Source organism: Actinoplanes sp. NPDC051470, assembly GCF_040682035.1.
Lineage (GTDB): Bacteria > Actinomycetota > Actinomycetes > Mycobacteriales > Micromonosporaceae > Actinoplanes.
This window is the reverse complement of record NZ_JBFBAA010000027.1, coordinates 1-15,132: the sequence shown is the minus strand read 5'-3', so window position 1 is coordinate 15,132 and position 15,132 is coordinate 1. Positions and strand designations below refer to the sequence as shown.

General features: G+C 70.7%; 15 protein-coding genes. 7 read left to right on the top strand and 8 right to left on the bottom strand.

Annotated features, from left to right (window positions below; translation table 11 throughout):
• Nucleotides 1–68: 68 nt before the first annotated feature.
• Entirely contained in the window at nt 69–782 is a 714-nt protein-coding gene (locus tag AB0M54_RS35400) for an ABC transporter permease (protein WP_364476169.1), read from the bottom strand.
• The gene (locus AB0M54_RS35395; RefSeq protein ID WP_364476167.1) at nt 779–1,462 is read right to left on the bottom strand and encodes an ABC transporter ATP-binding protein; all 684 of its coding nucleotides are present in this window, start codon (nt 1,460–1,462) and stop codon (nt 779–781) included. The genes AB0M54_RS35400 and AB0M54_RS35395 overlap by 4 nt, the downstream gene beginning before the upstream one ends.
• Nucleotides 1,463–1,571: 109 nt before the next feature.
• Between AB0M54_RS35395 and AB0M54_RS35390 the strand changes: the two genes are divergently transcribed.
• The gene (locus AB0M54_RS35390) at nt 1,572–2,627 is read left to right on the top strand and encodes a histidine kinase (protein WP_364476165.1); all 1,056 of its coding nucleotides are present in this window, start codon (nt 1,572–1,574) and stop codon (nt 2,625–2,627) included.
• Entirely contained in the window at nt 2,624–3,214 is a 591-nt protein-coding gene (locus tag AB0M54_RS35385) for a response regulator transcription factor (protein ID WP_364328524.1), read from the top strand. The genes AB0M54_RS35390 and AB0M54_RS35385 overlap by 4 nt, the downstream gene beginning before the upstream one ends.
• Nucleotides 3,215–3,221: 7 nt before the next feature.
• On the opposite strand, the gene AB0M54_RS35380 is transcribed toward AB0M54_RS35385, so the two are convergent.
• The 5 genes from AB0M54_RS35380 to AB0M54_RS35360 form a co-directional block, all read right to left on the bottom strand.
• Nucleotides 3,222–4,451 carry an adenylosuccinate synthetase gene (locus AB0M54_RS35380; protein ID WP_364328527.1) on the bottom strand — a complete coding sequence of 410 codons (1,230 nt, stop codon included), beginning with the start codon at nt 4,449–4,451 and terminating at the stop codon, nt 3,222–3,224.
• Complete coding sequence (locus AB0M54_RS35375) at nt 4,448–5,377, bottom strand: hypothetical protein (RefSeq protein ID WP_364328529.1); 930 nt, start codon at nt 5,375–5,377, stop codon at nt 4,448–4,450. The genes AB0M54_RS35380 and AB0M54_RS35375 overlap by 4 nt, the downstream gene beginning before the upstream one ends.
• A gap of 2 nt (nt 5,378–5,379) precedes the next feature.
• Complete coding sequence (locus tag AB0M54_RS35370) at nt 5,380–6,366, bottom strand: molecular chaperone DnaJ (protein ID WP_364476163.1); 987 nt, start codon at nt 6,364–6,366, stop codon at nt 5,380–5,382.
• Between the two features lie 66 nt (nt 6,367–6,432).
• Nucleotides 6,433–7,182 carry an NUDIX domain-containing protein gene (locus AB0M54_RS35365; RefSeq protein WP_364328535.1) on the bottom strand — a complete coding sequence of 250 codons (750 nt, stop codon included), beginning with the start codon at nt 7,180–7,182 and terminating at the stop codon, nt 6,433–6,435.
• Nucleotides 7,183–7,684: 502 nt separating this feature from the next.
• Nucleotides 7,685–7,975 (bottom strand): DUF1540 domain-containing protein, encoded by a 291-nt coding sequence (locus AB0M54_RS35360; RefSeq protein WP_364328537.1) that lies wholly within the window; start codon nt 7,973–7,975, stop codon nt 7,685–7,687.
• 166 nt (nt 7,976–8,141) lie between these two features.
• On the opposite strand from AB0M54_RS35360, the gene AB0M54_RS35355 reads away from it, so the two are divergent.
• Both AB0M54_RS35355 and AB0M54_RS35350 read left to right on the top strand, forming a co-directional pair.
• Complete coding sequence (locus tag AB0M54_RS35355; protein WP_364476161.1) at nt 8,142–9,233, top strand: glycosyl hydrolase; 1,092 nt, start codon at nt 8,142–8,144, stop codon at nt 9,231–9,233.
• A gap of 204 nt (nt 9,234–9,437) precedes the next feature.
• Nucleotides 9,438–10,652: an IPT/TIG domain-containing protein gene (locus AB0M54_RS35350; RefSeq protein WP_364328541.1), complete on the top strand. Its 1,215-nt coding sequence runs from the start codon at nt 9,438–9,440 to the stop codon at nt 10,650–10,652.
• Nucleotides 10,653–10,740: 88 nt separating this feature from the next.
• Here the strand turns inward: AB0M54_RS35350 and AB0M54_RS35345 are convergent, their stop codons facing one another.
• A complete protein-coding gene (locus AB0M54_RS35345) occupies nt 10,741–11,406 on the bottom strand; it encodes a hypothetical protein (RefSeq protein ID WP_364476160.1) in 666 nt (221 codons plus the stop codon).
• Between the two features lie 145 nt (nt 11,407–11,551).
• Here AB0M54_RS35345 and AB0M54_RS35340 point away from each other — a divergent pair, with 145 nt between their 5' ends.
• From AB0M54_RS35340 to AB0M54_RS35330, 3 genes are read left to right on the top strand one after another with little or no spacing between them, the layout of a single operon-like run.
• A complete protein-coding gene (locus AB0M54_RS35340; RefSeq protein WP_364476158.1) occupies nt 11,552–13,264 on the top strand; it encodes a S8 family peptidase in 1,713 nt (570 codons plus the stop codon).
• A gap of 30 nt (nt 13,265–13,294) precedes the next feature.
• Nucleotides 13,295–14,224, top strand: a complete 930-nt coding sequence (locus AB0M54_RS35335) for an aldo/keto reductase (protein ID WP_364328549.1) — start codon at nt 13,295–13,297, stop codon at nt 14,222–14,224.
• Entirely contained in the window at nt 14,221–15,045 is an 825-nt protein-coding gene (locus AB0M54_RS35330; RefSeq protein WP_364328552.1) for a patatin-like phospholipase family protein, read from the top strand. The genes AB0M54_RS35335 and AB0M54_RS35330 overlap by 4 nt, the downstream gene beginning before the upstream one ends.
• The last annotated feature ends 87 nt before the right edge of the window (nt 15,046–15,132 follow it).

The following is a 15,132-nucleotide window of genomic DNA, read 5'->3' as shown; positions in this document are numbered from 1 at the left end:
CGGATGGATGCCGCACTGCTCCGCCCCAACTGCGCGGTCCCCCGCCCCGCGCTCTTGCTCCGCGCCGCTCAACTGGTCCGCGGGTCCCAGCGGAAGTACCGCCCCGCCAGCAGCCCGGCCGCTCCGATGCTCACCGTCATCACCACCACGTCGCGCCAGCCGTCGAACCATCGGGCGTCCGCCTGCCAGGCCAGGCGGACCAGCTCGGTCACCGCGCCGCCGGGGAGCAGGAACGCCCAGGCTCCGCCTTTCAGCACCCAGACTCCACCGCCGAACAGCGCGAGGAACACCGGCACCGTGGTCAGTTGAGCCAGCTCGGGCGCCGGGGTGACCACGGAGGTCACCACCGCGAACGCCCCGGCCAGCACGATGCCGAGCGCGACCGCGGCGATCAGCGGCCACCAGCGCCCGGGCGGATCGACGCCGGCCGCCAACGTCACCGCGACCATGAGAACGGTCTGCACGAGCCCGAGGACGACCAGTGGCAGGAGCAGCCCGGCCCAGGCTCCGACCGAGGTCAGCGCGCTCTCTCGCAGGCGCTTGAGCACCCTTTCCTGGCGGCGCCCGGCCAGCATGGTGACGGCGCCGACGTAGAGAGTGAACCCGAGCAGCAGCAACACCTGCATGGCGATGGCGTCCGCGTCGAGCCCGGCGGGCGAGTCGCGGGCCAGCAGCATCCAGCCGACGCCGGACCCGATCGGCAGGAGCACGGCGTTGGCGAGCGCGAGCGGGCTTCGCAACAGCAGCGTCAGCTCGGCCCGCGCCAAGGTTGGCCAGATCATCGCCTGTCCTCCTGGTTCTCCGACGTGACGGCTCGGAAGGCCGCCTCGGCGTCGCCGCTGCCCGACCGCGCGACGCGACCCTCGTGGAGCACCATGAAGCGGTCCGCGTACTGCGACGCCTCTTCCAGGTAGTGCGTGGTCACCAGCACGGCAGCACCTGACGCCACCCGGTCGCGTAACGCATCCCAGGCGGCGCCGCGCGACTCCGGGTCGAGGCCCGTGGTCGGCTCGTCGAGCACCATCAGGGGCGGGTCGCCGGACAGGGCGATCGCGAGATCGAGACGCCGGCGCTCGCCGCCGGACAGGTGTCGCACCTTGACCCGCGCCCGCCGCTCCAGGCCGGCCTCGGCGAGCGACCCGGTGGCCGGACGGTCGTTGAGCCCGGTCCAGAGGCGGAAGGTCTCGGAAGCGGTCAGCCCGGGCGTGAAGCCCGAATCCTGGGGCACCAGGCCGATGAGCGGGGCCAGGCTGCGACGCTCACGGCGGGGATCGCGGTTCAGCACCCGAACCGTGCCGGCGGCCGGGGTGAGCATGCCGCGGATCAGGTCGACGAGCGTGGTCTTGCCGGCGCCGTTGGTGCCGAGCAGCGCGACGATCTCGCCGGCTTGGACACTCAGGTCGACACCGGCCAAGGCTTCGTGGCCGGCGTAGGAGAATCGGATTCCGTTGCACTCGATCATGTGGACGAGCCTGGTCGCATCCGGCGCCCGCAAGTAGTGACATCGTGTCATCGAAGTCGATGACATTTGTCAGTACCGGCCCGCATCGGCCGAGCGGCATGATGGCCCCATGACGCGCTCCCTGCGATACCTGCGGCACTTCACCGCCGGTTCGCTGTTCTTCAGTGTGCTGGTGGTGGTGGCCCTGTCCCCCACCCCGGCCACGGTGGTGGCGTGCGCGGTCGCCGGCGTCCTCTACGTCCGAGCCTTGTACGCCCGCCCGGGCTCGTGGGTGCTGCGGCTGCTTCCGGTGGGCCTGATCTGCGCGGTGATCGCCACCGCCCAGAACCCGGAGCAGATCTGGCCCGTGGTGGGCGTGCCGGCCTCGGTGGCCGCGGCCGTCATGGCGGCCACCAACTGGCCACGGCCGCCGATCGCCGGCACGGGGCTGGCCGTCGCGGGTGTCACCGTCGCGGTGAGCACCGGTGACTGGCCGACCGCCCTCGTCGCCACGGGCGCGACCCTGCTCTGCGTCCTCGCTCTCATGGCTCAGTTCTGGGTGTGGGAGGTCGCGGTGCGCCTCGATGGAGAGCGCGCCCGTGACGCCATCTACGCGGTGGATCAGGAACGACAGCGCTTCGCCGCCGACCTGCACGACATCCAGGGCCACAACCTTCAGGCCATCGTGCTGAAGAGCGAGCTGGCCGCGCGATTGATGACCACCGACCCTGAGCGTGCGGCCGCGGAGATGCGCGCGGTGGAGGAACTCGCCCGCGACGCGCTACGAGACACCCGCAGCGTGGCGCACGGTTATCGCGAGGTCTCGCTCGACACCGAGATCACGAACGCGGTCGGGCTGCTCCAGGCGGGTGGGGTCCGGTGCCACACCGATCTGGCCTCCTACGGCGAGATGCCCGCGGAGACCAGCCGCCTTCTCGCCCTGCTGGTGCGGGAAGCGACGACCAACATGCTGCGACACAGCGCCGCGACCAGAGCCGGCATCACGCTCGCCCACATCGATGCCAAGGTCGAGCTGAGAGTCCGCAACGACCGGCCGTTGGAGGGCCGGATCCACGACGGGCAAGGGCTGGCGGGCTTGGAGGAGAGGTTCGCTGCGGCGGGCGGCAAGCTGCGCTGGACCGGCGGGGTCGACCACTTCGAGGTCGAGGCGGTGCTTCCACGATGATCAGGTTGCTCCTGGCCGATGACGAGGTGCTGATTCGCGGGGCCATGGCCGCGCTGCTCGACCTCGAGGAAGACCTGACGGTCGTCGCCGAGGCCGCTGACGGCGAGACCGCGGTCGCGTTGGCCGAGAAGGTTCAGCCCGACCTCGCCGTGCTTGATCTGGAGATGCCGCCCGGTGACGGGATCAGCGCGGCCGCCCGGCTGGCCATGCCGGTCGTCCTGGTCACTCGGCATGCCCGGCCGGGCATCCTGCGGCGCGCCCTCAGCGTCGGGGTCCGTGGGTTCGTGCCGAAGACCACGCCGGCCGACCGGCTCGCCGAGATCATTCGCGAGGTGCACGGCGGGCGGCGCTACGTGGATCAAGACTTCGCCTCCTTCGCATTGAGCGAGCGGCCATGCCCGTTGACCGACCGCGAGACGGATGTCCTGCGCGCGACCCGGCAGGGCATGTCGATCAAGGAGATGGCGCCGGCGGTTCATCTGACGCCGGGCACGATTCGCAACTACCTGTCGAGCGCGATCACGAAGCTGGCCGTCGCCGATCGCCACGCCGCGGCTCAGGTGGCGTGGGAGCAGGGCTGGATATAGGTATGGCTCACAACCCACGCACCTTCTTGTCATTGGTGGCCGGGCCATGAGACTCGACCAGCACGGGGGCCTTGAGGGTTTCGCCGATCTCCGCCGCCCAGTTCTCGGGGGCGTGCATGTCGCCGGGGCGCGCGCGGTCGAGCAGCGACGTGAGGGCGGACTGGTATCCGAGGTCCCGGGCAGGGCCGGGAACTATGCGCTGCCACGGCCTCTCGTCGAGGCTGTAGGAGGTGCACATCTTCAGGGCCGGCGTGACCCGGTCGAGGTGGGTGACAGCGATGCCGTCCAGTCCGCCGGCCACCTCTGCCGCGTAGCGATGCGCCACGGCGTCGAAGTGGCCCGTCCGGAAGGCGCCCTGCCAGTCACCCCGGGCATTGTGGGGCTCGGGCAGGGTCAGGTCGTCGGCCTCGGTCACCAAGGGACCGGCGCCGTGCCGGGTGGTGTAGGTCCGGACCACGCCGAGACGGACGAACGAGTCGCAGAGGGACGCGACATTGTCGAAGGTGGTCGTCGACCAGGTGGTGTAGGGGTGCCAGCCGCGCCACTCGTCGAGGAGCACGCCTTGGGCGCCCTCGAAGATGCATGGGCCCTCGTTGAGGAGCGTCGTGACGTACGAGGAGTCCACGATCGACACTGCGCGACCGAAGGCGAGGAACGCGTCCACCACTGCGGGGAGGGGCGGGGCCGGGAGCGGGCCGTACTGCTCGGTGAGCACGGACCGGACCTGGGCCAGTCGGGCGCGCAGCCGAGATGGCGAACGCACGTCACCGACCCGAGGGGCGGCGGGATTCTTGAGCGCGTACTCCACGGTTTGGCCGACGCCCATCCCGCAGGAGCCGTGGCGGCCTTCGCCACGTCGCTGCTCACGCAGCTGATTGGCGGCGCGGTGCCACGGCGTGGCGAGCAACGCGTCCTCGTCCACGGTGAGCAGGTCGTAGGGATTGCCCAGGGCGGACGCTTCGGCGGACAGGGCGAGAGGGTCGACGACCATGAAGCGCGTGAGGTGCGTGGGCACGCCCTGCAGGGTGCCCGCCCCGAACTGGGCGAAGGTGTGGTGCCGGCCCGATGCGGTGATCACGTTGTGCGCGGCCTGCGCTCCCCCGTTGAAGCGCAGGACCGCGCGGCGGGCGGTGGTGGCGCACAGAGCGTCCACCACCGTCCCCTTGCCGGCGTCGCCGTAGCCCAGATCCACGACGGCGACATGCTCGGCACCAGCCTGGCGGCGAAGCGATGTCACAGCCGGATGTTCCCGGCCGAGGTCGGCAGCTGCTTCCGTAGCGGCGCCAACGCTTTGCCGACCGTGGTGGTGGCGGTCGAGCCGTACTCGATCAGGTCGGCCAGGCCGGCGTCCAGATCGATGGCGTCCTCGCCCATGCCGACCGTGAGCGCGATCGTCTCGCACACGGCGTCGAGGTCGTCGATCTCGATCACGTTCTGCCCGAGCAGGTCGCGCCACCGGGTGAGGACCTCGCGGTCGCCACCCCAACCGGCGGCGGTGGGCAGCAGGTAGTAGACGTCGAACTTCTGCTGCAGCTCGGCCAGCATTGCCTCGGTGCGGATCGGCTCGGTCAGTTTGTCGCCGATCCGGGCGCGGACCTCCTTCGGCTTCACCGCCGGGTAGGGCATCTCGTCCCCGATCAGGAACAGGTAGCCGCGGCGGCCGCGGTGCAGCATCGAATCCAGGGAGGTGTGGCGGGCCATGAAGTACATCGCCAGTTCGTAGGACTCCATCTTCTGACCGCCGCCACCGCCCTCGAGCACGATGCGCGCCAGGTCGTCGTCCATGCGGTTGTCCGACTCGAACTGGCCGATCTGCAACGGCACGCGGTCACAGCTCGCGTCGCCGACCGCGCCGAAGAGAATGTGCGGGTCGGTGGCATAGGACTTGCGGGTCAGCAGGCCGAGCAGCTGCGGCAGCTTCGTCTGCAGCACGCGCGGCACGCCGCCCATCGAGCCGGTGACGTCGAAGAGGACGGCGATCGGGGTGCTGTGCGGGTGTTCGTCGTTGTCCCTGCTCTCCCGGTGGGTCACGCCCTTCGGGTCGAGTGCGGGGTGTGCGTCACGTGCGCCGCCGTCGCTGTACGCGAAGGCGCTCGCACCGGTTGCCGCACGGTAGTTCTGCGCGGCGTCGTACACGTCGGTGGACCAGCGTCCACTGCCCATGTTCATGCCCCTTTCAGGAGGGTGAATGGCCGGAACTTCCTTGGGCCGAAGCAGGCGAAGAGCACTTCGTCGAGTTCGGCCAGCAACGCCCAGGCGTCCTGGGGACGCATCCGGGGCGCGTCGTAGAGGCAGCCGTCCAGGAAGCGTGCGATCGGCGCGGGTGGGCGCCGGATCAGCCGCCGCATCAGGACGGTCGCCAGGTAGATGTCGGTGGCTGGGGTGGCCGGCCGCTTCGCCGGCACTTCGGGTGGATAGTCGGCGCGGTGCTGGGCGACCAGCGCGGTCAGCGGCGTGCCGGGCGCCACCGAGTAACACCAGTCGACCAACACCACGCCGTGCTCAGTGGGGTGAATCAGCACGTGCTCGGGCAGGACCGCGCCGTGCACCACGCCGGCGCGATGCGCCCAGCCGAGGCCGGTCAGCAGCCGTCGCCACATCCACGCCGCGTCGCGCGCGTCGATGCCGTCCGGTCGCTGCCGCAGCACCTCGGCCAGGGTCACGAAGCCGTGCAGCCGTTGCAGCACGTTCACCCGCTTGCGGCCGTCGCGCACCGACTCGATCAGGCGCGGCGCGTACGGGCGGAAGCGTGGATCGCCATCCGTCCACAGTGTTCGGAGGGCGGTTGATTCGGCGGTCATGAGATCGTTGTCGCCGGGCAGCCGTGGCACCTTCCGCAGGGCTCGATCGCCGTTGTGCGGCACCAGATCCGCCAGGTCGCCGCTCAGCGCGCCCGGGACGAATGCCATCCACAGGGCCGACAGCTTTGCGAAGGCCTCGGTGGCTCGTGCGCTTTCCGTCGCGGGTGCGACATCCGGGTGCACGATCTTCGAGAGCATGCGGTACGCCTCGACGGGCTCCCCGACCGCAGACGGCGAGTTGCGGCTGTCGATGAAGACTGATGCCGGGTCGGTGGTGGGTCGCGCCAGAGCAACCAGGTCACCGAAGCTGCCCGCCGCTGCGATGACTTCCACCGCCTCGTCAAAGGTCATGGCAAGCCCTCCGCTCTTTCACGAGCGAGAAAGCTGCGATCCGCAGCGTGGGTGATGAGCGCGGAGTCATCTGACTGTCTCCTCGCGGGTGGGGCGTAGGAGGGCTGGGTGCAGGAGGCGGGCGTCGCCGGCTCGGTACAGGCGGGCTCGGGGGCCTCCTCGTTCGCCGCCTCGGGAGGCGGTGGTGCCTGTGCTTTCCACGAAGCCGGGGACGGAGAGGACCTTGCGGTGGAAGTTCCCTGCGTGCAGGTCTTCGCCCCAGACCGCGGCGTAGACGGACCTCAGTTCGCTGATCGTGAAAGCAGGGGGCAGGAAGGCGGTCGCCAGAGGCGTGTACTCGAGTTTGGAGCGGGCGCGGTCGAGGGCGTCGGCCAGGACGGTTGCGTGGTCGAAGGCCAGCTCTCCGGTTTCGTCCACCGGCACCCAGGATGCGTTGGAGGCGTCGCCGCCGGCGCGGGGGTCGGGGAGGCTGGGGGCGAAAGCCAGGTAGGCGACGGAGACCACGCGCATTCTCGGGTCGCGGTCGGGGTTGCCGTAGGTGCGGAGTTGCTCCAGGTGCACCTGCTCGAGGGTGTCCTCGCCGGGGCGGAGGCCGGTTTCCTCGGCCAGCTCGCGCAGTGCGGCGGTGTCCAGGGTTTCCTCGCGGACGAAGCCGCCGGGCAACGCTCGCCAACCGGCGTAGGGCGACTCGCCCCGCTCGACCAGCAGGACGCACAGCCGGCTGTCCCGGATGGTCAGCGCGACCACGTCCACCGTCACCGCGATCGGCGCGTAGGCCCGGGGGTCGTACGTCTCCAGGAACTCCTCGTCCGTCACTCGCCCGCTCCTCAGTTGTTCTCAGTTCGAGTAATTCTTGATCTGAGAACAACATAGGCCGAGGCATCGTCAGGGTCAAGGCAACTCGCGGTACGGGATCAGCCAGAGGGCAGCGCCACGCGGCACGGGCGAGGGGCGGCGGGAAGCGCCAAGTGGATCACGGCGGGGGCGGCCCGGCGGGAGTCGCGACCGCAAAGGTGGCGGGAACGGGCGGCCGGCGGGAAGCGGCCGAGAGGATCACGACGGCGGGCGGCTCGGCGGGAGTCGCGACCGCAAAGGCGGCGGGGATGGGGCGGCCGGCGGGAGGTGTCACCGCACGGGTGGGCCCGAGTGGGACAGGCGGGCGGGAATGCCTCGGCCGGAGGGGTGGATCTTTGGGACGCGAGGCGAGCGGACAGGAATAGAAGGGGGACGGGAACTGCGTTCGGAGAGGGGTTGGAAATGCGAGAAACAATGAGGCCCGCCTTTCCTTAGGGAAGGCGGGCCTAACTGCAGATGAGGCTTACCTGGCCTCGAAGGTGAGGCAGTCGGCGCGGTCGGTCGCGCTGCCGACGGTGATTGCCGGGGCCTGGCACTCGAGGTTGCTGTTGTGTACGCACTCGGAGCGCTTGCACGCGCCGACCTGGGCCGTGAGCTGGCCGATTCCGCCCTGCAGGTCGGAGTCGACATACGTGTCGCACTCCGAGTTGCGGCGGCCGATGGTGATCGCGAAAGCGGTGCAGCCGTCGTGGTTGTAACCACAGCCGCTGACGGTGCACTGCGACACCCGCGGCATTTCCATCATCTGTGTCATGGCGTGGGCCTCCTCATTTTCATTGCGTCCCCGGGTCACGATAATGCAAGCACCGGCGATTCGCGCGACACGCGGGCGGCCTATTTTCCGCGGTTTAACAGGTGAGGTTAGGCTGCAATTACCGCTACTTAGGTAAGGCTGTTCTGACGAAACGGAGGATCCGCGCATGCCACGCGTCCGGCTCGCCGCCGCCCTGCTGACGCTGACGCTGCTCGCCGGCGCCGGGGCTGTCGGTTGCACTGCGGATGACCCCGCCCCTGCGCCCACGCCGGCGGCGGCGAGCTCGGCCGCGAAGAGCCCCTCGTCGGCCGAGTCGCGCTCCGCGAAGCGGTTGCTCGCTCTTCCGCGTACCCGAGGGGATTGGCCTGGACCGAACGGCCTGTCCGGCGTGAACGGGGATCCCACCTTCGACACCGCGCACGTCAAGGCGTTCTGCGCCACGCGCGGGCGGGCGTGCCGGGTCGCGCAGACCTACACCGACCGCAGCACCTACGAGTCGATGACCAGCGGCACGGGGTGGACGTTCGAGTTCTTCGACGACTTCCCGGGCGCCCTGGTGATCTCGCAGGGCCTGGTGCCGACCGGCGGCGAGGCCGAGCTGCCGAAGTGCGCGGCCGGCGACTACGACGAGCAGTGGCGGCACTTCGGCAACCTGATGGTGCGACACGGGCGCGGCGACTCGATCGTGCGGCTGGGCTGGGAGATGCAGGAGCGCACCATGCCGTGGCGGGCGACGGACACGCAGGCGTACGTCGGCTGCTACCGGAGGGCGGCGACGGCGATCCGGGCCACCAACCCGGACGTGACCCTGGACTGGTCGATCAACGCGCACAGCTCACCCGACGGGCTGTGCGGCGGGGTGAGCACCAACTGCTACCCGGGCGACGACTACGTCGACATCGTCGGGATCGACAACTACGACCACTTCCCGTGGAGCCCGACCAAGGCGGCGTTCGACCGGACGGCGGCCAAGGCGGAAGGCCTGACCTGGCTCTACAACTTCGCGCGTACGCACAACAAGCCGTTCTCGGTCGGCGAGTGGGGCGTGGTGCCGACGGGCGACGCGGGGAAGGAGAACCCGCAGTACGTCAGGTGGATGCATGAGTGGTTCGCGGCGCATGCGGACCATCTGGCCTATGAGGCCTACTTCTCCGACTGTGGCGAGGGTGGGGTACAGAGCAGTCTGTTCCGCGACGACGACGAGTGCGTCAAGAACCCCGAGTCGGCAGCGGTGTACAAGTCGATCTGGGCGGAGTGAAGGACGGGATGAAGGTCAGGGAGAAGGTCGGGTGAAGGACGGGGTGAAGGTGGAGTAGCGACCGATCCATCGAAATTGCTCGTTACTGGCAAACCCCTGCAAATTTCACATTACGCTCCCTGCGAGAGGGCCCAGCCATGAGACGACATGCGCGGGCCACCCACCCAAGCCCAAACGGTTCGTAAAACCGTAGGAGGACCTCGCATGCGTAAGTCCGAAACAAGCACCGGTTCTCGGCTGCTCAAGGCCGGGATCGCGGTCGCGGCGACGGCCGTGGTCGTGGCTGGTGCGGCTACCCCCGCCTTCGCGGCCACCGTGCCCATGACGCTCAGCGCGACCACCGGCCCGTCGGGTGGCACCAACACCCTGCTCGGCAAGACGACGGCCGCGGTCTTCACGACCGTCCCGGCCGTCAACTTCGTCGTGGGCACGGCCTGCCCGACCACCTTCACGGCGCCGGTCGCCGTCACGGCGACGGCCGGCACGGTCCGGGCCACGGCCGGAACCGTGAAGAAGCTGTCCACCACCCAGATCTCGATCCTGGTGCCCGTCGGTGTGGCCCTGCCCGCCGCCACCTCGTCGCTGAAGTTCAACGTCTGCGCCTACAGCGGCACGACGGTCGCCTCGGCCGCGGGTGTCACGCCGGTCGTCGCCGGCAGCCCGCTGATCGCGAACGCCATCTACACCATCGCGGCCAAGCCGGTCCTCGCGGCGGCCAACGTGGTCGCGCCGGCCACCGGCCCGGCGCTCGGTGGCACCTCGGTCACCATCGCGGGTGACGGCACCTACAAGTTCCCGACCACCGGCGTCTCCGCCACCCTCGGCGGCGAGCCGCTGACGGCGGTCTCGGTGGCCTCGGACCAGCTCTCCTTCACGGCCACGACCCCGGCCCACGCCGCGGCGACCAACCAGACGCTGTCCGTCACGACCTCCGGCGGCACCGTGTCGAGGGCGAACGCGTTCGCGTTCACCAACAACCTCAACGTCTTGCCGAACACCGCGCCCGGCAATGCGTCGGCCGACATCCTCGTCGAGGGCTCGGGCATCGGTGACGCGTTCGCCGCCTGGTCGGCGCCGGCCAGCTCGGACACCGACGACCCGCACATCTACCTGGTGCAGGGCTCGTACAACCCGACGTCCAACGGCGGCAACAAGACGGTGGGACCGATCGCCGACGCCTCGGCGATCACCTACATCGGCCCGAACCAGGTGCTCGCCACGTTCAACCTCGCCAACAGCGTGGCGGTGGACGGTACGGCCGCGGCAGGCACCCCGGTCCCGGACGGCGCCTACACCGTCACCTGGGTGACCAACGGCAAGCTCGCCGTGCAGCCGGGTGGTGCCAACGTCGACCCGCTCAAGCCGTACAACAAGTCGATCGTCACCAGCGGCTCCACCTTCACCGTGGCCGACTACTGATCGGTGGCCGACTCCTGATCGGTCAGCACCCGAATGAACGAACGGCCCGGAGCGAAAGCTCCGGGCCGGTTCGCATCCGAAAACAGGGTCAGACCAGGTTCTTCCACTGCTTCTCGATGGCCGCCACACTCGCCTGCTTCGAGGGCCGCCCGGCCGCGTTGGTGGCGACGGTGTAGACGCTCTGCCCCGCGCTCGTCCGCCAGCACACCAGCAGCGCCGGCTTCTCGGCCGGCTTCATGTCCACGCTGAACCGGAAGGTCTGCGAGCACCGCGCGGCGCCGACCGGCTCGCCGTCGTCGGCCACCCAGCCCAGCTCCCGGTACCCGGCCAGGTTCTTCCTCGCCGACAGCACCCGCAGGCTCTGCCGCCCCTTCACCACCCGCGTCTCGGTCACGTCGGCCGCGGTGACCGACCGGTCCGCCGGGCTCTGCGGCAACGGCCGCTTGATCTTCACCCCGGGCTTGGCCCGCGCCGCCTTCACCCGGTCGGCGGTCGTCCTCGCCGTGGGCGACGCCGACGTGGGCGGCATCGACGGCGAGGACGGGGCGGTCGCGGCCGAGTTGGCCGGCGTGGTGGTCACCGGCGACGGGCCGGGCGACGACGGCGACGGCGCCGCGGCGGAGGAGGCCGGCGGGAGCGAGGTCACCGTGGGGTCGTCACCGGCCAGCTGATCGGTTGCCACGTAGGCGCCGGCGCCCAGGGCGGCCAGGCCCACGATTCCGACGATCGCCTGCTTGCGGCGTGCGTGCGTCATCAACCTCATCCTTTGCGCGTCGAGGAACACGGTCAAACCCTGATGTTCCCAAGAATCGGGATATAGCGGACCCGAACCGAAGGAGACCTTCAGTCAGAGCCGGCTCGGCCGATCTATCACCCCGTCGCCGACTGGGGAGGTTCACATGGGCCGGAAGCACTACGGACTGGGGTTAGGGGTGCTCGGCGTGGCCGCCGCCCTGGTCGCTCCGAGCGCCGCGATGGCCGCGGAGCCCCCGCTGCCGGTGGCGGTCGCGAAGTCGATCCCGGCCAAGGTCAGCAAGGCCAGCCCCGTACGCATCACCCGCACCTGGAAGGACAGGAGCGGCCGGCCGGTCTTCACCACGACCACCGCCACCAGCCGGGTCGCCGCCGAGCAGCTGCTGCGCGGCACGGCGACCGAGGTCGAGAAGCCGGTCCGGGCGCTGGACGACCCGTACCAGAGCCAGCTCTGGGCGCTGCCGAAGATGAGGGCGACCGAGGCCTGGGCCAGCTCCACCGGCGCCGGCGTGATCGTCGCCGTGCTGGACACCGGCGTCTCCGCCAGCCACCCCGACCTGGCCGGCCAGGTGCTGTCCGGTTACAACGCGTTCACCGGCGCCACCGGCCCCGGCACCGATGTGCACGGGCACGGCACCCATGTGGCCGGCACGATCGCGGCGATCGCGGGCAACAACGTGGGTGTGGCCGGCGTGGCCCCGAACGTGAAGATCCTGCCGGTCAAGGTGCTTCAGGACGACGGCGGCGGCACCTCGACCTCGGCCGCCCAGGGCATCGTCTGGGCCGCCGACCACGGCGCCGACGTGATCAGCATGTCGCTCGGCGGCGGCTACTCCTCGTCGTACGGCGACGCGGTGGCGTACGCCCGGTCCAAGGGTGTCACGGTGGTCGCCTCGGCCGGCAACTCGCGTCAGCAGGGCAGCCCGGTCATGTACCCAGGCGCGTCGCCCGGCACGATCGCCGTGGCGGCCACCGACTCGAACGACGTCGTCGCCACCTTCTCGAACGCGGGCAGCTACGTCGACGTCGCCGCCCCGGGGGTCGACATCCTGAGCACGGTTCCGGGTGGCTCGTACGGTTACAAGAGCGGCACCTCGATGGCCGCCCCGCACGTCTCCGCCCTCGCCGCGCTGCTCCTCGCGAAGAACCCCCAGCTCACGCCGGACCAGGTCGAGCTGGCGATGGAGTCGACGGCCAAGGACCTGGGCGCGGCGGGCCGGGACAACGACTACGGGTACGGGCGGGTCGACGCGGTGGCCGCGCTCAACGCGGTCGGCGGCGCTCCGGCCCCGGCTCCGGCCCCAGCCCCGGCCCCGGCCCCGGCTCCGGCCGGCGCGGTGATCTCCTCCGACGCCACCTCGGGCCAGGCGCTCTACAACACCAAGGTCAGCACCGTGTTCACGGTGACCATCAACGGCGCCGCGGCGTCGAAGCGCTCGATCCAGATCTGCACGGCCGACAAGGGCGCCGCGTTCAGGTGCAAGAGCGGCACCACCAAGGTCAACGGCACCTACACCCTGAGCCGCAAGATCACTTTCCCGTACGAGGTCCGCCTGGTCGTGCCGGCCACCACGAAGAGCACGGTGACCGGCGAGTCGGAGACGTACTCGTACACGGTGGGCTCCGAGGTGGCCCTGGCGCCGAAGAAGACCTCGCTGGTGGTCACCCTGACCGGCGCGGCCACGCAGCTCAACAAGCTCCAGCGCTCGCTCGACGGGTCCTCCTGGGAGACCGACCGCACGTTCAAGGCGGCCCCCAGGTCGACGCTCAACAAGATCAAGCCGGGGTACCTCTACCGGGTGGTCGTGCCGGACACCAGCCTGGTGGTGGGCTCGCTCAGCGACACCGTGCAGATGTAGCTCGATGCGATCGGCCGTACCGTGTGGACCATGATGCTGAAGCGCACACTGGGCGCCACCGGGATCGAGGTCAGCGCGGTCGGCCTGGGAGCGTGGCAACTGGGCCGCTCGGCCGAGTGGCCCAGCGGCCCCGACCCGGACGAGGCGGCCCGCATCGCGCGGGCCGCCCTCGATCTGGGCGTGACGTTCATCGACACCGCGCCGGTCTACGCGGGCGGGCAGAGCGAGCTGAACGTGGGCCGGGCGCTGGCCGGCGTCCCCCGCGACCGCTACGTGCTGTGCACGAAGGTGGGCCGCCGCCCCGACGGCAGCACCGACTGGGATCCCACCGCGATCGAGGCGTCGGTCCGGGGCAGCGCCGGGCGGCTCGGCGTCGAGCACCTCGACGTGGTGGTCCTGCACAGCCCGCCGGCCGAGGTCCTGACCAGCGCCGGCCACCACGAGGCGCTGCGCGAGCTGAAGACCAAGGGCCTGATCCGGGCGTACGGCGCGTCGGTCGACCAGGGCCGCGAGGTCGAGCAGGCGCACTGGGCGGAAGTGCTCGAGGTCCGGCTGTCCGCGCTCTACCAGGAGCCGCTGGACGCCCTGACCAACGCGCCCCGGCAGGGTTCGATCATCAAGGTGCCGCTGGAGTCGGGCTGGCTGTCCGGCGCGTACGACGAGGACTCCCGCTTCGACGACGTGCGGGCGCGCTGGTCGCCGGCCGACGTCGCGCTGCGGGCGTCGCTGGCCGGCGAGTTCCGGGCGCTGCTGCCCGAGGGGGTCGGCGTGGCCGAGGGGGCGCTGCGCTTCCTGCTCGCCCTCGACCCGGTCAGCACGGTCATCCCGGGCACGCGCAGCCGGGAACACCTGGCGGCGAGCGTCGCCGCGGCGGCGAAGGGCCCGCTCGATCCGGACACCGTGGACACCGTTCTCGGCTGGTACAAGGAACGACTCGGCGAACAGGCACTCCAGTGGTGAACCGGGCGGTTGTTCTCGGCGGTGGCGGCGTCACCGGTGTGGCCTGGGAGATCGGCATGATCCAGGGGCTGGCCGAGCGGGGTGTCGACCTGTCCGGGGCCGACCTGTTCGTCGGCACGTCGGCCGGGTCGGTGGTGGCCGCCCAGATCACCGCCGGGGCCGGGCTCGACGACCTGTACGCCCGGGAGCTGGCCGACACCACCGGCGACCGCAACGCCGTGATCAGCAAGGGTGTCGTGCTGCGCTTCGCCATCGCGGGTCTGCTGCCCGGGGCACGCGGCCGGGCCTGGCTGGGCCGGGCGGCGCTGAAGGCCCGCACCGTGCCCGAGTCGGAGCGGCGGAACGCGATCGCCGGCCGGGTGACCTCGGACGCCTGGCCGGCCACCCGGTTGCGGATCCCGGCCGTGGCCGCCGAGACCGGCCAGGTGGTGGTCTTCGACAACACCAGCGGTGTCTCGCTGATCGACGCGGTCGCGGCCAGTTGCGCGGTGCCACTGGTGTGGCCGCCGATGACGGTGAACGGCACCCGGTACGTGGACGGCGGAATCCGCTCGATCGCCAACGTCGACCTGGCCACCGGCTACGACCGGGTGGTCGTGCTGGCCCCGGCCACCTTGTCGGTGCGGAAGAGCACCCGACCGGGCGCTCAGACCGCGGCGCTCGCTCCGGGCGTACGCCGCATCTGTGTCGAACCCGGCGCAACCGCCCTCAAAGCCATCGGCAGCAACCCGCTCAGCCCGGAACGGCGCGCGGCGGCCGCCGAGGCCGGCCACGCCCAGTCGGCCGAGGTGATCGACGCGGTCGCCGAGGTGTGGGCCTAAGCCCCTGGCAGGAACTGTTTCCCGTAACTCTGGGGTAGCCAGGGTGAGGTCCAGGGTGCGGCGGTGGTGAGGTTCTGGGCGTCGGTG